We start from the raw sequence: 25,056 nt of genomic DNA on the forward strand, positions 1-25,056 counted from the left end.
TATATGGAGCTTATTAACCCTGGAGCAGCTGCAGCACCTGCTGTGGCCGGGCATTGGCCTGAGCCAGAACCGAGAGACCGGCCTGCTGGAGTACCTGGGTACGGGCCAATTCGGCGGATTCTGCGGCGAAATCGGCGTCTTGAATCCGGGAGCGCGCTGCGGTCAGGTTTTCTGAGGTGGTGCTCAGGTTGGCAATGGTGGATTCCAGGCGATTCTGGACAGCACCCAGGTCAGCACGAATGCCGCTGATGCTCTCCAATGCCGCATCAAGGATCGACAACGCGCTGGTGGCTCCATCGAAATTGCTGATGTCGACTTCTGCGACGGTTTCAGGAGTGGAGCCCACAGCGGTATTGGCTGCGGCATTGTTGAAGACGCTGCCGTTGGCTGCGTCGACCGACGATGAAACGGCGAAGCTCACGGCGGAGTCAAAGGTCAATTCACCACTTGTCCGGATGCTGTTATTGCCACCGCTGGTTAATGGGGTGGCCGCGGTATCCGAGCTGCCCTGGAAGTCGACGGTGTTGTCTGGGGCGGCGGCATTGGTGGTGAAGTCTTTTAGAACGATGTCTTTGCCGCTCTCTTGGATCAGAGTAAGCGTTCCGTTGTCCACTTCAGCGGTTATGCCGGTCTGTCCGCTTGCCGAATTGATTTCTCGAGCGAGCGGAGAGAGGTCAGTAACATCAGAAATCTGCGCGCTGATTGTTGATTCTTGGGTGCCGTTCACAAGGGTAAGTGAGACGGTTCCTGTTTCACCGAGATTTGCGAGTGTTGCAGTGGTTCGTGCCGAGGCCTTGACGCCGGTTGTGGCTGCTTCCTGATTGATTGCAGCCGCGATTTCCTCGGCCGAATCACCGGCCGCGACCGTCACAGATGCAGTGTCGAGTGAGCTGGAGACCGTTATGTTCTGAGAGGCGATTCCGTTTGCCGTTGGCGGAGTGGTACCGGCTGCAGTTGCGGAACCGGTACCCTGATTCGCTGTTGCGTTGGCTTCGCTAACGGTATTGTTCGCCAGAGAATCGGTGCGCGCGCCACTGATAGAAACCGAGATGGTCTGATTTTCGTTGGCGCCGGCCTGGAACTTCTGCGCTTGGAAAGTGCCATCAAGCAATTTCAGGCCGTTGAATTCGGTAGTGGTCGCGATTCGCTCCAGCTCTTCTTTTAACTGGTTCACTTCCGCCTGGAGGGCGTTGCGGTCAGAAGCGGAGTTGGTGGCGTTGGCGGATTGCACTGCAAGCTCGCGCATCCGCTGCAAGATGTTGCCGGCTTCTCCCAGCGCGCCTTCGGCGGTCTGGGCGAGGGAAATACCGTCGTTGGCGTTTCGAATCGCCTGGTTCAGGCCTTTGATCTGGGACGTGAATCGCTCACTGATGGCCAGGCCGGCGGCGTCGTCTTTCGCAGAGTTGATGCGCAGGCCGGAGGACAGGCGCTGAAGGGTGGTGTCGGCATCCCGCTGAGAAGCGTTCAGATTGCGCTGAGCGTTCAGCGAGGCTGTGTTGGTGTTGATGATCTGAGGCATATCCAATCTCCTAGCTCACAGATGCCGGTAACTTAGCGCTCGATCAAACTTGAGCCTCACGCCGGCCACATGTTCATTTAATTGCCGTTTTCGTGAGGAATGCGAAGGGTGTGCCATTTATGATTTTTGTGCCGCAACTACATGAAAAATGGGAGTTAAATCTATTATTTATGGTCTGGACTGGTGAGCTGGTTGCCAGTGAAATGTCGTTAGACAGGCAGTGTGTTGCCGCTAATTACATTCTTTTACAAAAACTTCCGTTTTTTTTCTAAAGGGTTCGGGAGGGGGGCCGTTAAGGAAAGCAACAGGGCGGCGCTTCCGAAAAAAACTGAGCGCCAGACCTTTTCCATGAAATGACTACATAAGTCGAAGGAGAAGCATTATGGCTCTCGGAATCAACACCAACGTCGCATCCCTGAGTGCTCAGAACAACCTGAACAAGTCCCAGTCGCTGTCTGACCAGGCGCTTGAGCGTCTGTCTTCCGGTCTTCGCATCAACTCTGCGAAAGACGACGCGGCGGGCTTGGCAATTTCTTCCCGGTTTGACTCTCAGATCCGCGGTCTGAACGTTGCCCAGCGTAACGCCAACGACGGTATCTCCCTGGCACAGACCGCTGAAGGTGCTCTGGGTCAGGCTGGCGATTTGCTGCAGCGTATCCGCGAGCTGTCTGTGCAGTCCGCCAACGACACCAACTCCGCTTCTGACCGCAAATCTCTGCAGGCGGAAGTTACCCAGTTGCAGTCTGAGCTGAACCGCATTGCAGACACAACGAATTTCAATGGCCGAACTCTGCTCAACGGTGATTTCACCAATGCCCAGTTCCAGGTCGGGGCTAATGCCAATCAGACAATCAACGTCTCCGTGAGCAGCGCTCGGGGTACCGACATCGGCAACTACACCACGCTCGCCGGCGGGTCTGAGACTGGTACTGCAACCGCGGGCGTGACAACTAACGCTATCGCCTCTCAAACTCTCACCATTTCTGGGAATGGCGAGTCCAAAGATGTTGGTGTGACATTGGGTGATTCGGCCCAGGTGATCGCGGAAAGCGTCAATGAATTTACCGCCAACACTGGCGTAACCGCAACAGCGCGCACAGAGTCAACGCTTTCAAATATCGACGCTGGTACCGTTAGCTTTACCCTGACAGGAGATGCTTCTGCAACAATCTCCGCAACGGTTTCGGCCACTGATAATTCATCGCTTATCGCTGCCATCAATGACAGTTCTGCCACAACCGGTATTACGGCGGTTGCGGGTGAAACAGCGGGTACCATCAAGCTTGTAAGCGAAAATGGCGCCGACATCGTTTTCGAGGATGTCGTTAACTCCAATGCCGCTGCAGATGGTTTCTCGGTGGCGGGCGCTGACGGAGTAGCCGTGGGCTTGGATTCCACGGGTGCTGCCACTGGTGACGCGGTCGTCTCCGGCACAGTTGAGTTCTCTTCATCCACCGGCTTCACTGCTGTGACTGATACTGGCACTACCCTGCTTTCAGCGGCAACAATTTCGGGTAGCCTTGATTCTGTTGCCGAAATTGACATCACCACTGCCAGTGGTGCCAATGACGCTCTCAAGACGATTGATGCGGCTCTGCAGACAATTAACAGTCAGAGAGCGGATCTGGGTGCGATTCAGAATCGCTTCACCTCTACGATCGATGCGATCGCAACTACTTCCGAGAACCTGTCTGCGGCCCAAAGCCGGATTCTGGACGCAGACTTCGCGGCAGAAACCGCCAAGCTGTCCAAGTCCCAGGTTCTGCAGCAGGCTGGCATCTCTGTTCTGGCACAGGCTAACGCCCGTCCTCAGCAGGTTCTGTCTCTCCTTCAGTAAGGGAATAGGGTTTCTGGCCGGGGTGGGAGCACCCCGGCCAGCGGCCGTTTGAGGATAGCGAGGTGAGCTATGAATGGCGTTAACCTGAATAGCCCGGATTTGAAGCTGGTGGCCACCAGTGCGCAAGCTCCGGCTCGGGCAATTTCGTCTCCTCAGTCCGAAGGCAGAAATGCCTCCGCTCAACTTGCACCGACGTCGGGATTGGCCGAATCTGCGCGCTCTGTTTCTTCTGCCGAACAAGCATCCAAGGCCGAACGGCTGAGGGAAGCTAGGGAAGGCCAGGCGGAGCAACTGGACGAAGCGATTTCTCAACTGAACGACTATGTTCAAAGCGTCCAGCGAGATCTTCAGTTCGAAGTGAACAACGATCTGGGGCAAACCGTGGTCCGGGTTGTGGACCAGCAGACGCAGCAAGTAGTTCGCCAGATTCCCGACGAGGTTGCGGTGAGGTTGGCAGAAAAATTGCAGCAGGATGAACCGCTGACGTTGTTCAACATCGAGGTGTAGGCATTCGGCCGAGCCCGAGTTGATCAACGGTATTTCAGCACCGCCGCACCCGAGAGGGTCCGGCGGTGTTCTGCGTTTTGGAGAGAGTGGGCTCAACGCTTACACTTGCTTACAAAATGTTGGGCATGCATGGCAAAGTTTTGCCGCAGTTTGCCGTTAAGCTAAATATTGATCAGGTATCTCCCTTGAGGGGGTGGATTTATGGCAGGGATTTCATCATTGGGTATTGGTTCCGGGGTCCTGAGTTCGGATCTCGTCGACCAGTTGGTGGCGGCTGAACGCCAGCCGACGGAAAACCGACTCAACTTCAATCAGCAGCGCACAGAAGCGTTGATCTCTGCCTATGGTACCTTGCGGGGTGCCATTACCGATCTGCGCCTACCCATGCGCCAGCTCAGTTCGCCGGATAACCTCAAGGCGTTTTCCGGTACGTCTTCGGCAGAAGGGGTGTCGGTCAGCGTTGATTCCAAGTCGGCAGCGCCAGGGAACTACTCCGTCCAGGTGGATAGCCTTGCCCAGGCGCAGTCACTCGCCACGGGCTCGTTTGGTGATCGCGACTCTACCGCGGTCGGCAGCGGGTCGCTGACCATTACCGTTGGTGACAAGGTCTCGACCATCAACATCGACAGTTCCAACAATACGCTTCAGGGGATTGCCAATGCCATCAACGAAGCGGACGTTGGAGCAAATGCCGGCGTCATTGATACCGGCAATGGTTTTCGCCTGGTTATGTCCGCTGATGACACGGGGCTTGAGAATGCCATATCCATTGCAGTGTCCGACTCCGATGGCAACGACACCGATGCGGCAGGTCTCTCCCAGTTCGCCTTCGATGGCACCACCAATAATCTGACCGAAACGGTCGCCGCCAAGGATGCGGTGGTGCAGGTAAACGGCATTACCATCAGCCGGCCGACGAACACTATCGAGAATGTAATCGATGGCGTTTCCCTGGAGGTGTCTCAGGAGGGGGTTACGTCCAACGTCAAGGTGACGCAGGACCTGAGCAAGGTTGCCGATCGAGTCGGTGCCTTTGTCGAAAAATTCAACGCGTTGCAGCAAACCATCAAAGGGCTCGCGGGCTACAACGCAGAAACCGGCCAAGGTGGCCTGTTGTCCGGTGATGCGACCATTCGCGGTATCCAGAGCCAGATGCGGCAAATCATTGGTCGGGTCGTGCCTGGTCTCGAGGATGCCTCGATCCGGACCCTGGCTGACGTCGGCATCACCACGAACTACGAAACCGGTGGGCTCGATTTTGATCGGGCCAAGTTCACCGAGAAGCTAAAGGCGAATCCCGATGACGTCACCGCGTTGTTCGCCGAACAGGGCAGGGCGTCAGACAGCCAGATCGAGTTCATCCGCAGTGGCGTGAACACCGAGCCTGGAGAGTATTCGGTAAACATCACCCAGCTTGCGACCCAGGGTTCTCTGACGGGGTCCAATGCCGGGACAGGAAGTGTGACCGTTGACGCCGATAACGATGACCTGTCGTTCAGAATCGATGGCGAGACTTCAGTTTCGATCACGCTCACTGCGGGAACCTACACCCGAACAGAGCTCGCGGCGGAGATTCAGGCGCAGTTGGATGCTAGTTCCTCGTTGGCTGCGAGTGGTCGTTCCCTCAATGTCGCGTTCGACGGAGCCTCAGGCTCGTTGGTGTTTACCTCTGACAGCTACGGCAGCGAGTCCAATGTCAGTCTGACGTCGGTTGATAACACCTCAGCCTCGACACTCGGTCTGAGCGTTGCCACCGGCACTGCCGGCCAGGATGTCGCCGGGACCATCAATGGTCAGCGGGCCACCGGCGAGGGTCAGAACTTGTTTGTTGAGGGTGTCGGTGAAGCCGCCGGCATGGAAGTGAGGGTTGCCGGTGGCGCCACCGGTAACCGGGGCAGCATCAATTTCATTCAGGGTGTCGGTGAACGGACCGTTGACCTGATTACCAATCTGGTCGGCATTGATGGCTCGCTTGAGGCGCGCACCGATGGTCTCCAGAAGGACCTTGGCCGTATCGAGGAAGAAAGGGCGCGGCTGGATCTTCGCATTGAGTCCTACCGCGAGCGATTGGTGTCGCAGTTCAGCGCGGCCGATTCTCTAATCGCGCAGCTCAACAGCACCCAGGATTACGTCAGCCAGCAACTGGCGGCGCTCGCGCCCCAGAACAACCGGAACAACAACTGATCGGCTCTGGGCCGGTTAGCGAACGAAGAGGTCTGATATGAACGGGTTACAGGCATACCAGCGCGTAAACACCCAAACCAGCATAACCGATGCGGATCCGCACAAGCTGATCCAGTTGCTGTACAACGGCGCCATTGAGCGGATCAACATGGCCAAGGCCCGCATGCAGGCCAAGGATTACGAAGGCAAAGGTAAGCTGATTACCAAGGCCATCGAGATCATCGGCGGGCTGCGCAGCTTCCTGGATTTCGAGAAAGGCGGTGATTTGGCCGAGCGTCTGGAAGCCTTGTACGAGTATATGGAGCGCACCCTGTTCGAGGCCAACGCCAAGAACGACGTCGCCAAGCTCGACGAAGTCTCCAGCCTCCTGCGCTCCATCAAGGAAGGCTGGGACGGCATCCGCGAAGAGGCGACCGCCCAACAGCAGGTCGGTTAACGCCGCCACTGCCCATCTCTCCTTCTCGCCCATCCGGCCCCGAGTCGGGCCTGATGGGCGGCCTTCCCGCGTTATGCCTTGGCCCAATAGCCATTCCCCCCGCTGTCCCGTACAATATGCGCCTTATTTTCGATACATCCATTCTGTTCAGTCTGGAGCAAGGGCATGTCTGATATTAAGAAGGTGGTGCTGGCCTATTCCGGTGGCCTGGATACTTCCGTCATCGTTCGGTGGTTGCAGGACACGTACGATTGTGAGGTGGTGACTTTCACCGCCGACATCGGTCAGGGCGAGGAAGTGGAGCCGGCGCGGGCGAAAGCCGAGGCGCTGGGTGTGAAGGAAATTTACATCGAGGACCTGCGCGAGGAGTTTGTGCGCGATTACGTGTTCCCGATGTTCCGCGCCAACACCGTCTACGAGGGCGAGTACCTGCTCGGTACCTCCATCGCCCGCCCGCTGATCTCCCGTCGACTGATCGAGATCGCCAACGAGACCGGCGCCGACGCCATCTCCCACGGCGCCACCGGCAAGGGCAACGATCAGGTTCGTTTCGAGCTGGGCGCCTACGCGCTGAAGCCGGGCGTGAAGGTGATTGCGCCCTGGCGTGAGTGGGATCTGAATTCCCGCGAGAAGCTGCTGGCTTACTGCGATGAGCGCAACATTCCGGTGGAGAAGAAGAAGGGCAAGTCCCCTTACTCCATGGATGCCAACCTGCTGCACATCTCTTACGAAGGCATCAACCTGGAAGACCCCTGGGCCGAGGCCGAAGAAGACATGTGGCGCTGGAGTGTGTCTCCGGAAGCCGCGCCGGATCAGCCGACCTACGTTGAGCTGACCTACCGCAAGGGTGACATCGTCGCCATCGATGGCGAAGAGATGAAGCCGCACGTGGTGCTCGAGACCCTGAACAAGCTGGCCGGCGCGAACGGCATTGGCCGCCTGGACATCGTCGAGAACCGCTACGTGGGCATGAAGTCCCGCGGCTGCTACGAAACCCCGGGTGGCACCATCATGCTGCGCGCGCACCGTGCGATTGAGTCCATCACCCTGGACCGCGAAGTGGCGCACCTGAAAGACAGCGTCATGCCGCGTTACGCCGAGGTGATTTACAACGGTTACTGGTGGTCCCCGGAGCGTGAAGCGCTGCAGGCGCTGATCGACCAGACCCAGACCTACGTCAACGGCACTGTCCGTCTGAAGCTCTACAAGGGCAACGTCGACGTGGTTGGCCGGAAGTCCGACGATTCCCTGTTCGACGAGAAGATCGCGACCTTCGAGGAAGATCAGGGTGCGTACGACCAGAAGGATGCCGAGGGCTTCATCAAGCTGAACGCCCTGCGTCTGCGCATTGCCGCTGGTAAGGGTCGCAAGCTTTAAGACCTGGCTCCGTGCCTGACCAAGGCCGGTGCCGGTTTCCAGAAATCGCCCGTAAATACATCCATGTAGGGCTCGGTCGCGCCATCCGTGGCGCTCCACGTTTCTGGAAACCGGCACCGGCCTTGGTCGTTCTGGCCTAGTTGTTTTGCTCGGCTTGCCGGAACTCCCCCGGTGTCATCCCCGCCACCGCCTTGAACTTCCGGTGAAACGATGTCGTTTCACTGAACCCCAGCCTCAGCGCAATATCCGGAATCGGTAAGTCACTGTTGCGCAGGTAATCCTCCGCCATAGTCTGGCGAACCTCATCCAGTAATTTCTGATACGACACCCCCTCCTGGCTCAGACGACGCTGCAGGGTGCGGCTGGTCATGCCCAGATCCTCGGCCACCATGTCCTGTCGGGTGATGCCGTGCATCAACTGCTGCTGGATGCTGCGTTTGACCTTGCTGGTCAGTCCGCTGTCGGCATCCAGCGAGGCCAGCTGGGTGAGGGCGTGGGCCTCCAGGGTTTTGCGCAGTAATGGGTCGGGTTGGCGCAAGCGGGTGTCGAGCAGGGTTTTCTTCAGCGAGACGCTGTCCTCCTCGGCGTCGAATTCGATCGGGCAGTGCCAGCGGCGCTGGTAGGCCTGTTCCAGCGCTGGATCGGGCAGGGTGCGGCGCAGGCGCACGCGAGTAGGCGCGGCCGACTGGTTGTCGGCCAGCCAGCGGGCGTAGTTGATCCAGGAGGAAAACACGTTGTCGACCAGGTGCGGGCGGACCACGGGGTCGTCGTAGTTGCAGTTCCAGGACAGGGTGATTTCGTCGCCGTGGACCCCGAGCTGGGTCGTGCCCATGTCGCCCACCAGTTTCTCGAACGGGGCAATGCGCGCGACGGCCTCGCCCAGGGTGGCGCAGCTCATGGTGATGTATCCCAGCACGCTGTACGAGCCCGGCTGGACGAAATCGCCGGTTTCCAGACCGAGCAGGGGGTTGCCGGTTTGCTCGGCGAGCCGGCGAATGAAGGCCTGGAATTGTTCGCCATCAATCCGGCCCTCGTCGCTGTCCAGCAGGGCGGGGTCGAGGTCGACGGTTTTCAGCAACGCGGGGAGATCAATGCCGGCGTATTCGACGGCGCGGGCATACTGCCGCAAGGCAGCAACGGAAGCGGTTCCCAGGGATTTCATGGCGACAACCCGATGTTCTTGTGGTTCGTTGTTGCCGCAGTATAACGGAACTGATTGAGAAGAGCCTGTTGGCTCAGCAGCGCGGGCGCGGGGATAAGCGAGGGCAAACAAAAAGGCCAGCGTGTCAGCTGGCCTCGAATAGTGGAAAGAACGAAAGTGCCTGAAAAATTCGTTAATCCGGTGGATTTCTCTCCAAGGGGTTGTGCCTCTCGGGGAGGTTTCCCCATATGGCGGCGGAGGTACTACTCGGCTCCTCCGCCATGGGGGATACTGCTTAAATCCACAATTGCAGAATAGGGTGTTTGGCTTCCGGTGTCTGTGTGTGATGTGTATCGCCGTGTTACGGACTGTTCGCTCCAGGTTCCCGGGCGTATCAGGCGTTCTCGGAGAACGCCGGGGCCGTCTCGGTGAACCGGCGGGTCTCATAGGCGTCCACCAGGCCCTGCACCGCAGTCCGTTCCATGTCCTGGACTGAGGGCGTGCCGTGTTCGGCGTCGGCGCGGCAGAGTACCATGCCGGCTTCCACGGAGATGTAACCGGCCGTGGTTTTCAGGGCCTTGTGGTTGATGCCATCGAACAGCCGGCGGAAGGCGGTGGTGGTGCAGTGATCGCTGGTCGGGAAATAGGCGATGATGGCGTACTGGTTGTCGCCGACCCGGCACAAGGCGTCGATGGGGCGAATCAAGGTGTTCAGCCGTCGGGAAATGCCCACCGCCAGTTCGCCCATAATGGAGGGCGGGTGTTTGCGCTTGAGCTCCTGCCAATTGCGAATACCGCACAGCACGTAGGCGCAGGCGCCGCCCCGGGATTCGGCGTGGCGCAACATCTCGTTGAGCCGCTCACGGCCGTATTTGTTGTTGCCCAGCCCGGTTTCCAGATCAACGATGTTGGTCGCTTCCAACTCCCGGTTGTTCTCGATCAGCAGGGCGTTGGCCCGCAGCAGGGTGTTCTGCCGGTCGGCCATGCGGTCGGCGGCGAAAATACGGGGGATCAACTGTTTGGTCATGTCCGACTTGTAGATGAAGTCGTCCACGCCCCGGTCAAAGGCCTGAGACAATGCCTGTACGCTCTCGCGCGCGGTGAGTAGGATCACGTAGGTGTAGTGGTTGTTCTGTTCGTCCTGCTGGCGCACCTGGTCGGTCAGCTCGAGGCCGTCCATCTCCGGCATCAGCCAGTCGGCAATCAGCACACTGACCGGGCGCTGTTCGATCAGCTCCAGTGCGGCGGTGGCGTTGTTGGCAACGCGTACGTCGCGATATCCGGCATTTCGCAGGGTGCGTCCGACCACCATACTGCTGAATTTGGCGTCGTCCACCACGAGAATGGGAAGGTCCAGGTTTGGCATTGTTAGCTACTTCTCACCAGTCCATTGCCAGATGCGGCGCCCTTCGCCTGATGCGGTCCAGCGTGGGTCTTGTTATGCTTTGGCACCTTGAACATCCGGGGTTTGATAAAGGCCACAGTATACCCCCCAGTGGCCGGTGGAGAATAACGACCATGCCTTCTTTTGACATTGTTTCTGAAATCGACATGCACGAAGTCACCAACGCGGTGGACCAGGCCAACCGGGAGCTCGGCAATCGCTGGGATTTCAAGAACGTCGACGCCAACATCGACAAGGACGACAAAGGCATCACCGTCAGTGCCGAACAGGAGTTCCAGCTCGAGCAGCTGCTGGAAATCCTGCGCATGGCCTTTGCCAAGCGCAACATCGATTCCCGCGCCCTCAGCGAGGACGGTGAAAGCAAGGCCGGCAAGCTGGTGAAGCAGCACCTGACGCTGAAGCAGGGCATCGAGACCGACATGGCTAAGAAGATCGTGAAAATGATCAAGGACGCCAAGATGAAGGTGCAGGCCAGCATTCAGGGCGACAAGGTGCGGGTTACCGGCAAGAAACGCGACGACCTGCAGGCGGTTATGGCCATGCTGCGCGAGGCCGACCTGGACATCCCGCTGCAGTTCAATAACTTCCGCGACTGAACCGGAGATTCCGCCATCCTAACCAGCAACCGCCGGGCGCTGTTCCGGGACACGCTCTACACCTACACCCGTTGGCAGGTGATTGCGCTGCTGTTTCTCGGGTTCTCGGCGGGCCTGCCGTTCCTGCTGGTGTTCTCGACCCTGAACGCCCGGCTCGCCGATGTCGGGGTGGAGACCGCGACCATCGGGTTCTTCAGTTGGCTTGGCATCACCTATTCCATCAAGGTGTTCTGGGCCCCGGTGGTGGACCGGCTGAAACTGCCGGTGCTGGATCGCCTTCTGGGCAAGCGCCGAAGCTGGATCCTCCTGGCTCAGGCTGGCATCGCCACCGGCCTCTACCTCATGGCTCAGGTCGACTCCACCACTGCGCCGGAAATGATGGCCCTGTGCGGCCTGCTGGTGGCCTTCTCCTCGGCCACCCAGGACGTTGCCATCGACGCCTACCGGATCGAAATCGCCGAAGAGCGGCTGCAGGCGGCGCTCGCGGCCACCTACATTTTTGGTTACCGGTTGGCGCTTCTGGTTGCTGGTGCGGGCGCGCTCTACCTGGCCGAATACTGGTCCTGGCAGGTCTCCTACGAAGTCATGGCGGCCCTGGTGGGCGTTGGCGTGCTCACCGTGCTGGTGGTGCGCGAGCCAACCGTCAATCACTTCGCCGCGGCGGAAGACATCGCCCAACGGGTCGAACAGGAAGTCGAAAAACGCGCCCACCTGAACCCCCGGCTGGCCCGACTGCTCGGCTGGTTCTCCGCCGCCGTGGCCGGCCCGTTCGTGGATTTCTTCCAGCGCTATCGGGAATTGGCGGCACTGATCCTGGTCATGGTTGCGGTCTACCGCATTTCCGACATCGCCATGGGCGTTATGGCCAACCCGTTCTACCTGGATTTCATGGGCTTCAGCAAAACCCAGGTTGCCGACGTCACCAAGATTTTCGGCTTCTTCATGACCATCGCCGGCTCCCTGGCGGGTGGTGTCATGGTGGTTCGCTACGGCGTGCGCAAGATCCTCCTGTTGGGTGCGGTCATGACCGCCGCCACCAACCTGCTGTTCGTCTTGCTGGCCCAGTACCCGCCCAACGTCATTACCCTGGCGGCCGTGGTCAGCGCCGACAACCTCAGCGGCGGCATCGCCAACGTGGCCCTCATCGCGTGGCTCAGCAGCATGACCAGCGCCTCGTTCACCGCCACCCAATACGCCCTGTTCAGCTCATTGATGACCCTGCCGGGCAAATTCATTGGTGGCTTCTCCGGCATCGTCGTCGCCGACTTCGGCTACGCCCAGTTCTTCCTGGTCGCCGGCATCATGGGTGTGCCCGCCATCCTCCTGGCCATGTACATGATCCGCCAAGGCGACCGACTGGACGCCCTGGCCCCCAGAAAAGAGGAAGCACTGGAGCCGGAGCCCAAACCGGCGCTCAGGGAGTCCTAGGCCATGGAAGCCACCAAGGATCAGAGAATCTGGCAGGTCGTCCTGGCCATCCCCAAAGGCAAAGTCGCCAGCTACGGCCAGGTCGCGGATATGGCCGGTTTGGGTCGGCAAGCCCGTTACATCGGTAGGGCCCTGGGCAAACTCCCGGAAGGCCACAAGGTGCCCTGGTACCGGGTTATCAGAAGCAACGGCCAGATCGCCTTCCCGGAAGGCTCCTCAACCTTCGAAAGGCAAAAATGCCTGCTGGAGCAAGAGGGTGTAGTGGTAGTAGAGGGGAGGGTAAAAATGAGCCAATTCCGCTGGCAACCCTAACCAGAGTCTTTTTCTTTTCTTTTTATTTCTTCCTACAGTCTATCTATAGGTTGTGTCGGGCAGGGGGTGGGGTGTCTTTTCTGCCGGAAAAAGCTGTCCGAGCAAAGCGAGTTCTTTTTCCAGAAGAAAAGACACCCCACCCCCTGACCAGCCCCCACAACCAACAGACTAGGGGGGCAAAGCACGGAGCCAACTAACTAGAGCCGAAGCGCCCCATCAACCTCAATCATCCGCCCAGACATATAGTCATTCTCAAAAATAAACGCCACCGCCGAAGCAATCTCCGCCGGCTGCCCCATCCGCTTCAGGGGAATGCCCGCGGTCATCTTCTCCAGTGCCTCCGGCTTCATCGACGCCGTCATCTCAGTCTCGATAAAGCCCGGTGCAATGCCCATGCAGCGAATGCCATAGCGCGCCAGCTCCTTGGCCCAGACCGGCACCAGTGCCGACACACCGGCTTTCGCCGCCGAATAGTTGCTCTGACCCATGTTGCCGGCCCGGGAGATCGACGCGATGTTCACGATCACGCCCCGGTCACCGTTCTTGATCATCTGGGTGGAGGCCTCGCGGCCGCACAGGAACACCCCGGTCAGGTTCACATCGATGACCGCCTGCCACTGGGCCAGCTCCATGCGCTTCTCAACCTGGCCGTCCTTAACCTTCACCATCAGCCCGTCACGCAGGATGCCGGCATTGTTCACCAGCCCGTTGAGCTGGCCGAAGTCCTCAACAATGGCCGCAAAGGTCTGTTCCACGTCTTCTTCTTTTGCCACGTTGCAGACGTAAGTCCGGGCGTCGCCACCGGCCTCTTTGCAGGCCTCGGCGGCTTCGGCCAGTTTCTCTGGCATCAGGTCGATGAGGGCGATCTTGGCGCCTCGGGCGGCAAGGTACTCGGCCATGGCGCGGCCAAGGCCCTGGCCGCCGCCGGTGATTGCGATAACGGAATCTTGAATTTTCATCACGTGCCCAAATTGAAGTTAGTTAAATGGAAAGCGTTAGATTTAGGTCGGCGAGTATACCAGACCTTCCAAAACCCACCCTCAGGCCCCGAGGTTCTGATGTCCGTATTTCTGTTTCTGTTCATTGTCATGCCGATCGCCGAGATGGCGGTGCTGATCAAAGTCGGTGGCCTGATCGGGGTGCTGAACACCGTCGGCCTGGTGCTGCTCACCGCCGTCATCGGTGCCTGGCTGCTGCGCCAGCAGGGCCTGGCGACCCTGCTCCGGGCCAATCAGCGCCTCAACAGCGGTGAGTTGCCGGCCAAAGAGGTGGCCGAGGGATTGATCCTGGCCGTCGGCGGCGCCCTGCTGCTGACCCCGGGGTTCATTACCGACACCGTCGGTTTCCTGTGCCTGCTGCCCGGCACCCGTCACTGGCTGGCCGCCCAGGCCCTCAAGCGCATGGTGGTGTCCGGCCAGAGCCGGGGTTTTCACTTGCGTGCCGGCGGGGGCACCGGCCCCTTCGGTCAGGATCCGTTCGGTGGCGAGAACCCCTTTGGCCAGCAGCGCCCGTTTGACCGTGACGGCGCCGGCAACACCTTCGAGGGCGAGTACCGGGACGAGACCGAATCCGACCGCGATCGCATCGAAAAAAAGTGAAAAAAAGTTGCACCGGGGGTGTTGAAAACACCTACGCCAACCCCACATAAGTTCCACAAGTTCGCCGCAGGCTGATAACGGCTGGAAAACAGCAGGTTAGGCAGCCGGGCAATCGGGTTGGGCACTGTTATGCAGGTCCGGCCTTTTTAAACAGCAAATGTCATTGCCACATTAATCTGACTATTGGAGAAACCGAGCAATGAAGATTCGTCCGCTCCACGATCGTGTTGTCGTGCGCCGTAAGGAAGAAGAAGAGAAAACTGCAGGCGGCATCGTGCTGCCGGGTAACGCCAAAGAGAAGCCTTCCCAGGGCGAAGTGGTTGCCGTGGGCAACGGTCGCATCCTGGACAACGGCGAAACCCGTGCACTGGCGGTCAAGGTGGGTGACACCGTGGTCTTTGGCCAGTACGCCGGCAACACTGTCAAAGTTGACGGTGAAGAGCTGCTCATCATGAGCGAGAACGACATTTACGGCGTGCTTGAGTGATCGCTGAGGCGATAGGCACCAAACCTCATTAATCCGATTGATTCAACGAATTCGGTTTAACGAACAGGAATAGAAGACATGGCAGCAAAAGACGTTAAATTCGGTGATAGCGCTCGCAAGCGCATGGTCGCAGGCGTCAACGTTCTGGCAGACGCGGTAAAAGTGACCCTCGGCCCGAAAGGCCGCAACGTGGTTCTGGAAAAATCTTTCGGTGCGCCGAACATCACCAAAGACGGTGTGTCCGTAGCCAAAGAAATCGAACTGGCTGACAAGTTCGAGAACATGGGCGCCCAGATGGTCAAGGAAGTTGCTTCCCAGGCCAACGACACCGCCGGTGACGGTACTACCACCGCAACCGTTCTGGCCCAGGCCATCGTCAACGAGGGCGTTAAGGCGGTAACCGCCGGCATGAACCCGATGGACCTGAAGCGCGGCATCGACAAGGCCACCACGGAAGCCGTCAAGGCTATCCGTGAGATGGCCAAGCCGTGCGACGACAGCAAGATGATCGCCCAGGTTGGCACCATCTCCGCCAACGGCGACGAAACCATCGGTAAGCTGATTGCCGACGCCATGGAGCGTGTGGGCAAGGAAGGCGTTATTACCGTTGAGGAAGGCCGTGGCCTGGAAGACGAGCTGGACGTGGTCGAAGGCATGCAGTTCGACCGTGGCTACCTGTCTCCGTACTTCATCAACAACCAGGACAACATGACTGCCGAGCTGGATGACCCGTACATCCTGCTGGTGGACAAGAAGATCTCCAACATCCGCGAACTGCTGCCGGTGCTGGAATCTGTTGCCAAGGCGGGCAAGCCGCTGATGATCATCGCTGAGGACATCGAAGGCGAAGCCCTGGCGACCCTGGTTGTGAACAACATGCGTGGCATCGTGAAAGTCGCCGCCGTCAAGGCGCCTGGCTTTGGTGACCGTCGCAAGGAAATGCTGCAGGACATCGCCATCCTGTCCGGCGGTACTGTGATTTCCGAGGAAGTGGGTCTGACCCTGGAAAACACCACTCTGGACGACCTGGGCACTGCCAAGCGCGTGAACATCACCAAGGAAAACACCACCATCATCGGCGGTGTGGGCGCGCAGGGCGACATCGAGGCCCGCGTTGAGCAGATCCGCAAGCAGATCGAAGACAGCTCTTCCGACTACGACAAGGAAAAGCTGCAGGAGCGTGTGGCCAAGCTGGCTGGCGGTGTTGCCGTCATCAAGGTGGGCGCCGGTTCCGAAGTGGAAATGAAAGAGAAGAAAGCCCGCGTTGAAGACGCGCTGCACTCTACCCGCGCTGCGGTGGAAGAGGGCATCGTTGCTGGCGGTGGGGTTACCCTGATCCGCGCCATCTCTGCGCTGGAGAACGTGGATGCGATCAACGAAGAGCAGAAGGCCGGCGTCAACATCCTGCGTCGCGCCATGGAAGCTCCGCTGCGCCAGATCGTGTACAACGCCGGTGGCGAGTCCTCCGTGGTTGTTGCCAAGGTGCGCGAAGGCGAAGGCTCCTACGGCTACAACGCCGCTTCCGAGCATTACGGCGACATGCTGGAAATGGGTATCCTGGATCCTGCCAAGGTCACCCGTTCCGCGCTGCAGGCCGCTGCTTCCGTGGCTTCCCTGATCATCACCACCGAGGCGATGGTTGCGGACGAGCCGGAAGAAGACAAGGCCGGCGGCGGTATGCCGGACATGGGTGGCATGGGCGGTATGGGAGGCATGGGCGGCATGATGTAATGCCGGCCTGATCCCGGTCACGCTCCCCTCGGGGAGCGTCGCCCGATCAACCCTGAAAACCCCGCATCGGTGCGAACCGTTGCGGGGTTTTTGTTTTTTCTCATGAAGTTGGCTCAGGCCTTTGCTAGACTCGGCTACCGGTCAATTGTCTGTGTGTAGCCGAATGAACGACGCCACCCCCAAACCTTTTCTCCGCCCCGGCAAGCTGATTCTGCTGACGCTGTTGGCGCTGGTGGTCTACGCCATCACGCTGCTGGTGTGGATTCCGGCGGGCTGGGTCTGGCAGCAGGTGGCCCCCCGCGTCTCCCTGCCGCAACAGTTGGAAGTCCGTCAGGTCTCCGGTCGGCTCTGGGACGGGGCTGCCGGCCTGGTGGTGGCGGGCTATCCGATTCGTGTGGACTGGCAGCTGGGCTGGCCGTCGCTGACCGGCCTGTCATTGCCGCTGGATCTGAACGTCGCCACTGCCCAGTCGCGCATTAATGGCAAGCTCAAGCTCAGCTGGCCGCAAAAGGCGGAGGTGAGCGCTACCGGCCAGATCGTCGTCAGTGAATTTGAGGAGCTGATCCGGCGCAGCGGTGGCGCCATGATCGAAGGCAATGTCACCATCGACCGCCTGAACCTGGTCTGGGAAGACAACCGCGTCACTCTCGCTGAGGGGCTTGGCCGCTGGGCCGGTGGCCAGGTCACCTGGCCCATGGGCAACCAGACCGGTCAGGCCCGTTTTCCGGCCATGCGTGCGGATCTGGATACCACGCAGGGCGGCATCGCGCTGGCCATCTCCGAACAGGGGGGCAGTGGGCCGGCCGCGGAGGCCAGCATCCTCTGGTCGGGTATGATGGAGCTTCGGGTGTTCAAACGCATGGTCGATCTGGCCGGTCAACCCTGGTCCGATTCGGCCAGCCCCGGCGATGTGATCTTCCGGGTCAGGCAGCCACTGCTGCCGGGAGCGCGATAACATGAAGGCTCCGAACGTGCAGACACAGCATCGACTGTCCCGGGTCCTGGCCAACCTGCTGCTGATCGGCCTGGTGATTTACCTCGGCATCGTGCTGGCCCAGCTGACCTGGCTGCTGGCCTGGGACGAGCGCCCGGTGCCCGAGGCGCCGGCAGCCGCCAGTACCAGTCTGGGGGCCTCCGGAGGCGGCCTGTCATTTCCAATGGCCAGTTTCGAATTCTTTGGTCGGCCTGCGGAGTCGTCCGGCGTGGCCGAGGTGGTCAAGCGCTCGGCCCCGGAAACCGGCCTGCGGCTACGGCTGGAGGGCGTCCTGGTAGGACAGCGCCCCGAGGACTCCGGTGCTATAGTTGCAGGAAGCAACGGTGAAACGGCGTACTACCGAGTCGGCGACATGTTGCCCGGCAATGCCGAGTTGGCGGAAGTCGAGGCGTCCCGCATCCTGATTCGTCGCGGTGGCCGTTATGAATCCCTGACCTTTGAGGAGTCCGAGTCCGAAGGCCTGGTTGCAGAAGCCCCGGAACAGCCGGCAGAATCGTCGCCGGACGCCTTCCTTGAGGACGCCCGGTCGCAGCTGGACGCGCAGGGCGCGGCAGCGCTCAACGCCTACGGGCTGAGTCCGGTGGAGGACGGGGCAGCGTCGGGCTACGTGTACGACGGCTCCAACGCCATGCTGAACGCCGTGAACCTGCAGGCCGGCGATGTGATTACCGCCATCAACGGACAGCGTCTGGGCGACATAGAACAGGATAAATCCCTGCTTGAGAGTTGGCGCGGCCAGCCTCAGGTGGACATAGAAATCGAACGTGATGGATCCATCCTCACCATAAGTTACGCCATACCCGAGCAGTGGCGCTGATCGGGTTCATCGAAACAGGACGAAATCGCCGCATGTACAACCATAAGACCAACCTGCTGCGGGCCCTGGCCCTGCTGATCCTCCTGCCACTGATGTCCCTGGCCCACGCCCAGGAAGAAACCTGGCGCCTGAACCTGAAAGATGCCGACATCCGGGCTTTCGTGACCCAGATCGCCGACATCACCGGCTACAGCTTTGTGGTGGATCCCCGGGTCAAGGGCAAGGTGACGGTGCTGTCCAGCGCCCCGATGAACAAGAACGAGATTTACGATCTGTTTCTGGCGGTGTTGAACGTCCACGGATTCACCGCCATTCCCGGAGAGGAAGTGATCAAGGTGGTTCAGCAGGTTGATGCCAAGCAGTCGGCCGAATCCATGTCGCGCTTTGAAGAAATTCCCTCGGAACAGCTGATTACCCGGGTCATCCAGATCAACAACGCCAACGCCCTGGAGCTGGTGCCGATCCTGCGTCCGCTGGTTGCCAAGTACGGTCACCTGGCCGGTGTCGCCGCCGCCAACGCCCTGATCGTGAGTGACCATTCCTCCAACATCCAGCGCATTGAGCAGATCGTGCGCGAGCTGGACAGCCCCTCCAAGTACGAAGTCGAAGTCATCCAGTTGAAAGAAGCCTGGGTGGGCGACATGGTGACCCTGCTGCAGGAGCTGGCCCCGGATGAGCTGGCCAAGAACGGCGGCGAGAATGTCGCACGCAAATACAGCGTCACCGCCGACGAGCGCAGCAACCGCCTGATCCTTCGTGGGGATGAGAGCTTCCGGGAGAAGATGCGGGGCCTGATCCGGCAACTGGATCAGCCGTCCGCCACCGGCGGTACCACCAAGGTGCTGCGACTGAAACACGCCGACGCCAAGAGCCTGGCTGAAATCCTGAAAGGGGTCATGGGCGAGCTGGTCAAGGAATCCTCAGGTGGCTCCAACGGCGCCTCCACCAGCAAGCCCAGCAGCACCTTTGCGGTGTTTGCGGACGAGGGTCTGAACGCGCTGGTGGTGCGCGGCGAGCCATCGCTGATGCAGGAAGCCGAACAGATCGTGTCCCATCTGGATGTGCGTCGGGCCCAGGTGCTGATCGAAGCCGCGATTGTCGAGATCAGTGACGACCTGGGTCAGGACCTGGGTGTGCAGTTTGCCGTCGGCGACCAGTCCGGCAATTCCACCCCCATTGCCGGTACCAACTTTGGTAACGTCGGCCGGAGCCTGAGCGAAGTCATCAACGCCATCGTCACCGACTCACCGATCGGGCCGGCCGCCGGCGGCCTGACCATCGGGGCCGGGGAAGACAACGAGGATGGCCTGACCTGGGGCATTCTGCTGCAGGCGCTGTCGACCTCGGCCGCGGCCAACCTGCTGTCGACACCGAGCATCATCACTCTGGACAACCAGGAGTCGGAGATCATCGTCGGCCAGAACGTCCCCTTCCGTACCGGTCAGTCCACGGTCACCGGTGACGGCACCACCAACCCCTTTACCACCATTGAGCGTCGTGACATCGGCCTGACCCTGAAAGTCACGCCCACCATCAGTGCCGACAGCCTGGTCCGGCTGGTGGTGGAGCAGACCACCGAGAACGTGGCCGACAGCATCGAGAACGCCTCGGACATCGTGACCAACAAGCGGGAGATCAAGACCACCGTACTGGCCGATGACGGCGAAACCATTGTCCTGGGTGGCCTGATCCGGGATGACTACCAGATCAACCGCAGCAAGGTGCCCCTGTTGGGTGACATCCCGTTCCTGGGCCGGCTGTTCTCGTCGGAGTCGGAGCGCCGGGTCAAGCGCAACCTGCTGGTGTTCCTGCGCCCAACCATCATGCTGGGCAAGTCCGAGGCGATCGCGGTCACCGACGACAAGTTCCACGAGCTGTGGGAAGTGAACCTCAACATCCGGGAGAAGCTGGATCTGCCCCGGCCGGAAGCCGACCCGGACATCGAAATCCTGTTCGACGGCCGACGGCGCGAGCGCCTGGGCAATCCTGAGGTCCAGTAAGGATTAGCCCAGGGGCGGCATGGGGCAGTCCATCTGGTCTGCCACCAGCCGCATCAGTTCGTACTCCCGGACATCGACCTTGCCATCGTGACTGATGCAATGGCCGCAGGCGTCGATCACCGCGGGCTTCAGCAGAGGTGAAAGTCCATTCAGGGTGGTCAGGGCCTCCCGCAGCTGGCGCATGGTCACCTTCTCCAGCACCGGCTGTTCCGAGCCCGGGACAAAGCCGGCGATGGCCTCCCGATACAGCACTTCAGCCTCAGCACCACCCGCCGTGCCCGCCCGGGCAAACAGGCTCACCAGTTTTTGGATCGCCGGCAACACCGGCCGGTACTTGCGGTAGCGGACCGGAATCTCACGACTGGCACCCGCGCCCAGGTGGCGTGACAGGAAGCTGGTCAATGCCAGCTCAAACAGGGTGACCCGGTTGTCGGCCGCCACCAGCTTCTGCACGTTGGTGATCAGCGCCTCACGCTCCTCCGGATCCAGTTTGCGCAGGGCCGGCATGGCCAACTCCAGGGCCGGGAATCGGACACCGTCTCCAATGGCTTTCAGGGTGGGGATCAGCTTCTCCAGCAGCTCGGTCTGCGCCCCCAGCAACGGGTGGGCAGGGACGAGCGCAAGGCGCTCGTGCTGCTGTGCCTTCGACAGGTCGTCGATCAACAGCGCGTAGCACAGCTGGACCGCTCCGGCGCGGGTGTACAGCAGGTTGCGGAAGGTGGCCGGCAGGCGCTGCAGAAACCGCACCGCGAAGTCCTCACCCTGCTCCGTCACCGTGCCCACCCGCTCGGACAGCCGTTGGCCCGGTGCCGGAGCGGCGGCCGCTTGGGCGGCCAGGGGCGAGGTGTTGGTGGTGCGAACCGGGCCGTACACGTCCTGGGCCAGGTCGGCAAACCCGGAAGCCTGGGCCGGTCCGGGTTGGGCGAAGGCGCGCAGGTCGGCGCTGGACTCGGTGTCCCTGAAACGGCTGCGCAGCCTGGCCAACAGGCCCGGCTGGATGCTGTTGATGCGCTCGTCGATGGGCGGGTGCGAGCCGAGCAGGGCGGCGAACTTCATGCGCGCGCTTTCGCCAAAGCACATGTGGTTCATGTCGCTGGCGTGGCTGGTGGTGTCCAGGTAGCCGCCCTTGAGGCCGATCTTGAACAGGGCACCGCCGATGCCCTCGGGATTGCGGGTGAACTGCACCGAGGAGGCGTCGGCCAGTCGTTCCCGCTCCCGGGACACCGCCGCCTGGATCAGGCGCCCGAAAAACACCCCGACGTAGCCGATCACCAGCAGCGCCAGGCCCACCAGTCCGAAGGCAATCTGGCCGCGGCTGTCGTCGGAAGAGCGGGAGCTGCGATGGCCACTGTAGAATGCGGCGCGTACCAGAAAGCTGCCAATCTGACCGATCAGCAGGATGCCGGCGAGCAGGGCGATGAGTCGGACGTTCAGCCGCATGTCGCCGTTGAAGATGTGGCTGTACTCGTGCCCGATCACCCCCTGCAGTTCGTCCCGGGTGAGCTGGGTCAGGGCGCCGTGGGTGACCACCAGCACGGCTTCGCCCGGGGTGTAGCCGGCCACGAAGGCGTTGATGCCGGTCTCCCGGTCCATGACGTACAGGTCGGGCACCGGGACGCCGCTGGCGATCGCCATTTCCTCGACGATGTTGCGCAGCATGCGCTCGTCGGTGTCGCGGGTGTCGGGATCGATGGGGCGGGCGCCGACCATTTTGGCCACGCGCTCGCCGCCACCGGCCAGGTCGACCCAGCGAACCAGGGAGCCAGTGCCAATCAGCGCTACCACCGACGCGGCGGTCAGCAGGCCGTGGGTCGACAGCAGCCAGTCCGTGAAAGCCAGGCTGGAGGTTTCACTGCGGGTGACGAAATAACCGACGAGGCTGACGGCGAGGGTGATCAGCACCACCGCCGACAGGAACAGCAGCACCAGCACGCTGGTGTTGCGCCGGGCGCTGGCCTGGCGCTGGAAAAAACCGGGATGAGCCATCGGTCAGCGGGTCAGAAGGCGACTTTCGGCGCCTGACGGGCTTCCGGGGACTCCAGTTCCAGCTGTGCGGTTTCTTTGAACGCGAACATGCCGGCGATGATGTTGTTGGGGAACTGCTCGCGGAAGATGTTGTAGCCCATGACACCGTCGTTGTAGGCCTGGCGGGCGAAGGCAACCCGGTTCTCGGTGCTGGACAGCTCTTCCATCAACTGCTGGATGGTTTCGTTGGCCTTCAGCTCGGGGTAATTCTCGGCCACGGCGTAGAAGTTGGCCAGGGCCTTGGTCAGCAGGTTTTCGGCGCTGCCCAGGCGCTGGATCTTGGTGCCGTCACCGGGATCCCGCGCTGCGTCCTTCTGGGCGCTGACGGCATTGTTACGGGCCTCCATGACTTGGGTCAGGGTCGATTTCTCATGGTCGAGGTAGGCCTTGGCCGACTCCACCAGGTTGGGAATCAGGTCATGCCGGCGCTGCAATTGCACGTCGATCTGGGCAAAGCCATTCTTGAACTGGTTCCTCAGAGACACCAGCTGGTTGTAGATGTACACCAGGTAAAGCACAACAGCGCCGATCACGATCAGGCCAATGACGGTAGTTCCCATGCCAACTCCTTCGGGGATTCAAATTAGACGTTACTTTCAACGAACTGTTGGTGGAAGTCTTGAACGAAGGTCTCAAAGTCGCGCGGTTGCAGGGGCTTGCTGAAGTAATAACCCTGGGCGAGTTTGCAGCCTCGCTGAGTCAGGTAGTACTCCTGTTCCGCGGTTTCGACCCCTTCTGCCACCACCGAGAGGTTCAGGCTCTTGCCCAGATCGATGATGGTGTTGGCGATCCGGGTGTCGTCCTCGTTGACCAGCAGGTCGCGAATGAACTGTTTGTCGATCTTCAGGTGCTGGACCGGCATCTGCTTCAGGTAGGTCAGGGACGAGTAGCCGGTGCCGAAATCGTCGACGGCGATGTTGATGCCCGCCTGGTTCAGCCGGTGCAGCTTGGCCACGGCGTCCGACAGGTTGGTCATGAAGCTGGTTTCGGTCACTTCCAGTTCCAGGCGACCGGCCGGGATGCTGTGCCGGCGCAGGGTGTCCAGAATGTCCGTGACGATGCTGTCCTGGCGCAGTTGCACCGCCGACAGGTTCACCGCGATGCGCAGGGGAGTGCCTTCGGCCGCCCAGTGCGCGGCCTGCGCACAGGCCTGCTCAAGCACCCACTGACCGATCTCGACAATGCTGCCATTGGCCTCGGCCACCGGGATGAAATCATCGGGTGGGACAAAACCGCGGCTCGGGTGTTCCCAGCGCAGCAGCGCTTCGGCGCCGATGACGCGCTTGCTTTCGAGGTTGATCTGGGGCTGGTACACAAGGTGGAATTCCCGGTTGACCAGGGCCTGGGTCAGATCCTTCTCCATTTGCTTGCGGTCCCGGATTTCCTGATCGATGCTGGCGACGTAGAACTGGAAATGAGCATGGCCAGTCTGCTTGGCCAGGGTCATGGTCTGTTCGGCACTCTGCAGCAGGCGGTCGGCCTTGTCGGTGTCCGAGGGAAACATGGCAATGCCGATGGTGGCGCTCATGGCCACACTCTGGTCCTCGACCACCATCGGCTCGCCCAGGCAGGCCAGCACGCGCTCGGCGGTGTCGGCCGCCTGAAAGCCGTCCCGCAGGCCCTTTTCCACCACCACGAACTGGTCACTGCCCAGTCGGGCGATGGTGAACCGGGTGCTGCCGAGTCGCGAGGTCAGTCGGTCGGCGACAGTCTGCAGGATCAGGTCGCCGGTGCGGAAGCCGCATTGCTCGTTGACCGATTTGAAATCGTCGATGCCGCACACCATCAGCGACAGCAGCCGGTTGCGCTTCTGGGATTCCCGGATGTCCCGCTCCAACAGCTCCATGAAGGTCTCTCGGCTGGGCAGGCCGGTCAGCTGGTCGTAGCGGGACAGCCGGCTGACCCGATCCTCGGCTTCCCGGTGCCGCTTCTGGCTATCCCCAATGGCCACCAGCAAATTGTTGGTGGCATTGACCCAGAGTCCCAGCTCGTCCCGGCCGTGACCGGCGGGAATGCCGACCAGACGGTCGTCCGGGTGGTCCGGGTCCACCTGCTTGACCGACTGGACGATGCGCAACAGGGGGCGGGTGAGCAGCAGGTGAAACACGAAGTAGAGCACCATGCCCAGGATCAGCGCGGTGGCGACCCCGGAGGCAAAGGTGACGGTGGCACGGTCCAGCCAGGTCCGGGCGGCGGGCGCGGTGTCGTAATGGACTTCCAGGTAGCCGTAGACGGTGCCGGTGTCGGTGTTGCGCACCAGATGGGTCCGGAAGGGGCGGTCGGACTCAAAGATGGGGTCGGTGACCGGTCGGAAAGCGGTCTCCTGGAGGGGGCGTTGGCGATGGCCCAGGGGTTCGCCGTCCGGGTGAACAATGCGGGCCAGGTGCACGGCCTCAATGGCAAACAGGCCGTCCACCACTTGTTGGGCCAGTTCCGAATCGATGCTGAAGACCGCCTGGGTGGCTGCGTCTTCCACCATGGCAATGGTTTGGGTGGCCTGGTAGTTCAGGTCGTTGGAGACCCGGCGGGCGTCCAGAATCACCTGAACGCTGCTGACAACAACGCCACTGATCAGGGCTATGGCGAGGATCCACCACAGAATGCGGTAGCCCAGGCGATGTTCAACCTCGAAAGAACTTTTCATTCAGGCCTGTACGTGTCC

Annotated in this window: 21 protein-coding genes; 14 read left to right on the plus strand and 7 right to left on the minus strand. The window is 60.7% G+C overall.

Translation table 11 applies throughout. The features are described 5' to 3' along the window. Nucleotides 1-13: 13 nt before the first annotated feature. Nucleotides 14-1,519 carry a flagellin N-terminal helical domain-containing protein gene (locus U5822_RS12355; protein ID WP_322855925.1) on the minus strand — a complete coding sequence of 502 codons (1,506 nt, stop codon included), beginning with the start codon at nt 1,517-1,519 and terminating at the stop codon, nt 14-16. A 382-nt stretch (nt 1,520-1,901) separates the two neighbouring features. Between U5822_RS12355 and U5822_RS12360 the strand changes: the two genes are divergently transcribed. From U5822_RS12360 to U5822_RS12380, 5 genes are all read left to right on the plus strand, one after another. Further along, complete coding sequence (locus U5822_RS12360; RefSeq protein WP_322855926.1) at nt 1,902-3,356, plus strand: flagellin N-terminal helical domain-containing protein; 1,455 nt, start codon at nt 1,902-1,904, stop codon at nt 3,354-3,356. Between the two features lie 69 nt (nt 3,357-3,425). Then, nucleotides 3,426-3,863, plus strand: coding sequence for a flagellar protein FlaG (locus U5822_RS12365; protein WP_322855927.1), 438 nt, complete (start codon nt 3,426-3,428; stop codon nt 3,861-3,863). Between the two features lie 201 nt (nt 3,864-4,064). After that, nucleotides 4,065-6,047, plus strand: a complete 1,983-nt coding sequence (fliD, locus tag U5822_RS12370) for a flagellar filament capping protein FliD (RefSeq protein WP_322855928.1) — start codon at nt 4,065-4,067, stop codon at nt 6,045-6,047. Between the two features lie 37 nt (nt 6,048-6,084). Continuing rightward, the gene (gene fliS, locus U5822_RS12375) at nt 6,085-6,483 is read left to right on the plus strand and encodes a flagellar export chaperone FliS (RefSeq protein ID WP_322855929.1); all 399 of its coding nucleotides are present in this window, start codon (nt 6,085-6,087) and stop codon (nt 6,481-6,483) included. Nucleotides 6,484-6,648: 165 nt separating this feature from the next. Then, on the plus strand, nt 6,649-7,860 hold the full coding sequence (locus tag U5822_RS12380) for an argininosuccinate synthase (RefSeq protein WP_322855930.1): 1,212 nt from the start codon (nt 6,649-6,651) through the stop codon (nt 7,858-7,860). 136 nt (nt 7,861-7,996) lie between these two features. Here the strand turns inward: U5822_RS12380 and U5822_RS12385 are convergent, their stop codons facing one another. Continuing rightward, a complete protein-coding gene (locus U5822_RS12385) occupies nt 7,997-9,022 on the minus strand; it encodes an AraC family transcriptional regulator (protein ID WP_322855931.1) in 1,026 nt (341 codons plus the stop codon). A 373-nt stretch (nt 9,023-9,395) separates the two neighbouring features. After that, nucleotides 9,396-10,367 (minus strand): response regulator, encoded by a 972-nt coding sequence (locus tag U5822_RS12390; protein WP_322855932.1) that lies wholly within the window; start codon nt 10,365-10,367, stop codon nt 9,396-9,398. A gap of 152 nt (nt 10,368-10,519) precedes the next feature. Here U5822_RS12390 and U5822_RS12395 point away from each other — a divergent pair, with 152 nt between their 5' ends. From U5822_RS12395 to U5822_RS12405, 3 genes are all read left to right on the plus strand, one after another. Beyond that, complete coding sequence (locus U5822_RS12395; protein WP_322855933.1) at nt 10,520-11,002, plus strand: YajQ family cyclic di-GMP-binding protein; 483 nt, start codon at nt 10,520-10,522, stop codon at nt 11,000-11,002. A 78-nt stretch (nt 11,003-11,080) separates the two neighbouring features. Then, the gene (locus U5822_RS12400; RefSeq protein ID WP_322855934.1) at nt 11,081-12,430 is read left to right on the plus strand and encodes an AmpG family muropeptide MFS transporter; all 1,350 of its coding nucleotides are present in this window, start codon (nt 11,081-11,083) and stop codon (nt 12,428-12,430) included. A 3-nt stretch (nt 12,431-12,433) separates the two neighbouring features. After that, nucleotides 12,434-12,742, plus strand: a complete 309-nt coding sequence (locus U5822_RS12405; protein ID WP_322855935.1) for an MGMT family protein — start codon at nt 12,434-12,436, stop codon at nt 12,740-12,742. A gap of 197 nt (nt 12,743-12,939) precedes the next feature. Here U5822_RS12405 and U5822_RS12410 read toward each other — a convergent pair whose 3' ends face one another. Further along, nucleotides 12,940-13,701, minus strand: a complete 762-nt coding sequence (locus U5822_RS12410) for an SDR family oxidoreductase (protein ID WP_322855936.1) — start codon at nt 13,699-13,701, stop codon at nt 12,940-12,942. Nucleotides 13,702-13,800: 99 nt separating this feature from the next. Here U5822_RS12410 and U5822_RS12415 point away from each other — a divergent pair, with 99 nt between their 5' ends. The 6 genes from U5822_RS12415 to gspD all read left to right on the plus strand — a co-directional run bounded on the left by U5822_RS12415 (nt 13,801) and on the right by gspD (nt 20,369). After that, on the plus strand, nt 13,801-14,340 hold the full coding sequence (locus U5822_RS12415) for an FxsA family protein (protein WP_322855937.1): 540 nt from the start codon (nt 13,801-13,803) through the stop codon (nt 14,338-14,340). Nucleotides 14,341-14,539: 199 nt separating this feature from the next. Next, nucleotides 14,540-14,827, plus strand: coding sequence for a co-chaperone GroES (gene groES, locus U5822_RS12420; RefSeq protein WP_041341247.1), 288 nt, complete (start codon nt 14,540-14,542; stop codon nt 14,825-14,827). A 78-nt stretch (nt 14,828-14,905) separates the two neighbouring features. Then, nucleotides 14,906-16,558 carry a chaperonin GroEL gene (groL, locus tag U5822_RS12425; RefSeq protein WP_322855938.1) on the plus strand — a complete coding sequence of 551 codons (1,653 nt, stop codon included), beginning with the start codon at nt 14,906-14,908 and terminating at the stop codon, nt 16,556-16,558. A 163-nt stretch (nt 16,559-16,721) separates the two neighbouring features. After that, complete coding sequence (gene gspN / locus U5822_RS12430; RefSeq protein WP_322855939.1) at nt 16,722-17,513, plus strand: type II secretion system protein N; 792 nt, start codon at nt 16,722-16,724, stop codon at nt 17,511-17,513. A gap of 1 nt (nt 17,514) precedes the next feature. Further along, nucleotides 17,515-18,369: a type II secretion system protein N gene (locus tag U5822_RS12435; RefSeq protein WP_322855940.1), complete on the plus strand. Its 855-nt coding sequence runs from the start codon at nt 17,515-17,517 to the stop codon at nt 18,367-18,369. A 32-nt stretch (nt 18,370-18,401) separates the two neighbouring features. After that, a complete protein-coding gene (gene gspD, locus U5822_RS12440; RefSeq protein WP_322855941.1) occupies nt 18,402-20,369 on the plus strand; it encodes a type II secretion system secretin GspD in 1,968 nt (655 codons plus the stop codon). Between the two features lie 3 nt (nt 20,370-20,372). Here the strand turns inward: gspD and U5822_RS12445 are convergent, their stop codons facing one another. From U5822_RS12445 to U5822_RS12455, 3 genes are read right to left on the minus strand one after another with little or no spacing between them, the layout of a single operon-like run. Beyond that, entirely contained in the window at nt 20,373-22,355 is a 1,983-nt protein-coding gene (locus U5822_RS12445; protein ID WP_322855942.1) for a M48 family metallopeptidase, read from the minus strand. An 11-nt stretch (nt 22,356-22,366) separates the two neighbouring features. Beyond that, nucleotides 22,367-22,954 carry a LemA family protein gene (locus U5822_RS12450; RefSeq protein WP_322855943.1) on the minus strand — a complete coding sequence of 196 codons (588 nt, stop codon included), beginning with the start codon at nt 22,952-22,954 and terminating at the stop codon, nt 22,367-22,369. Between the two features lie 23 nt (nt 22,955-22,977). Next, nucleotides 22,978-25,038 carry a putative bifunctional diguanylate cyclase/phosphodiesterase gene (locus U5822_RS12455; protein WP_322855944.1) on the minus strand — a complete coding sequence of 687 codons (2,061 nt, stop codon included), beginning with the start codon at nt 25,036-25,038 and terminating at the stop codon, nt 22,978-22,980. Between the last annotated feature and the right edge of the window lie 18 nt (nt 25,039-25,056).

It is taken from the genome of Marinobacter qingdaonensis (assembly GCF_034555935.1).
In the GTDB taxonomy this organism is placed as follows: Bacteria; Pseudomonadota; Gammaproteobacteria; order Pseudomonadales; family Oleiphilaceae; genus Marinobacter; species Marinobacter qingdaonensis.

Bases quoted from the DNA above. Each gene is read 5' to 3' on its own strand.
- U5822_RS12355 (WP_322855925.1), bottom strand. From the start codon at position 1,519: ATGCCTCAGATCATCAACACCAACACAGCCTCGCTGAACGCTCAGCGC.
- U5822_RS12360 (WP_322855926.1), top strand. From the start codon at position 1,902: ATGGCTCTCGGAATCAACACCAACGTCGCATCCCTGAGTGCTCAGAAC.
- U5822_RS12365 (WP_322855927.1), top strand. From the start codon at position 3,426: ATGAATGGCGTTAACCTGAATAGCCCGGATTTGAAGCTGGTGGCCACC.
- fliD (WP_322855928.1), top strand. From the start codon at position 4,065: ATGGCAGGGATTTCATCATTGGGTATTGGTTCCGGGGTCCTGAGTTCG.
- fliS (WP_322855929.1), top strand. From the start codon at position 6,085: ATGAACGGGTTACAGGCATACCAGCGCGTAAACACCCAAACCAGCATA.
- U5822_RS12380 (WP_322855930.1), top strand. From the start codon at position 6,649: ATGTCTGATATTAAGAAGGTGGTGCTGGCCTATTCCGGTGGCCTGGAT.
- U5822_RS12385 (WP_322855931.1), bottom strand. From the start codon at position 9,022: ATGAAATCCCTGGGAACCGCTTCCGTTGCTGCCTTGCGGCAGTATGCC.
- U5822_RS12390 (WP_322855932.1), bottom strand. From the start codon at position 10,367: ATGCCAAACCTGGACCTTCCCATTCTCGTGGTGGACGACGCCAAATTC.
- U5822_RS12395 (WP_322855933.1), top strand. From the start codon at position 10,520: ATGCCTTCTTTTGACATTGTTTCTGAAATCGACATGCACGAAGTCACC.
- U5822_RS12405 (WP_322855935.1), top strand. From the start codon at position 12,434: ATGGAAGCCACCAAGGATCAGAGAATCTGGCAGGTCGTCCTGGCCATC.
- U5822_RS12410 (WP_322855936.1), bottom strand. From the start codon at position 13,701: ATGAAAATTCAAGATTCCGTTATCGCAATCACCGGCGGCGGCCAGGGC.
- U5822_RS12415 (WP_322855937.1), top strand. From the start codon at position 13,801: ATGTCCGTATTTCTGTTTCTGTTCATTGTCATGCCGATCGCCGAGATG.
- groES (WP_041341247.1), top strand. From the start codon at position 14,540: ATGAAGATTCGTCCGCTCCACGATCGTGTTGTCGTGCGCCGTAAGGAA.
- groL (WP_322855938.1), top strand. From the start codon at position 14,906: ATGGCAGCAAAAGACGTTAAATTCGGTGATAGCGCTCGCAAGCGCATG.
- gspN (WP_322855939.1), top strand. From the start codon at position 16,722: ATGAACGACGCCACCCCCAAACCTTTTCTCCGCCCCGGCAAGCTGATT.
- U5822_RS12435 (WP_322855940.1), top strand. From the start codon at position 17,515: ATGAAGGCTCCGAACGTGCAGACACAGCATCGACTGTCCCGGGTCCTG.
- gspD (WP_322855941.1), top strand. From the start codon at position 18,402: ATGTACAACCATAAGACCAACCTGCTGCGGGCCCTGGCCCTGCTGATC.
- U5822_RS12445 (WP_322855942.1), bottom strand. From the start codon at position 22,355: ATGGCTCATCCCGGTTTTTTCCAGCGCCAGGCCAGCGCCCGGCGCAAC.
- U5822_RS12450 (WP_322855943.1), bottom strand. From the start codon at position 22,954: ATGGGAACTACCGTCATTGGCCTGATCGTGATCGGCGCTGTTGTGCTT.
- U5822_RS12455 (WP_322855944.1), bottom strand. From the start codon at position 25,038: ATGAAAAGTTCTTTCGAGGTTGAACATCGCCTGGGCTACCGCATTCTG.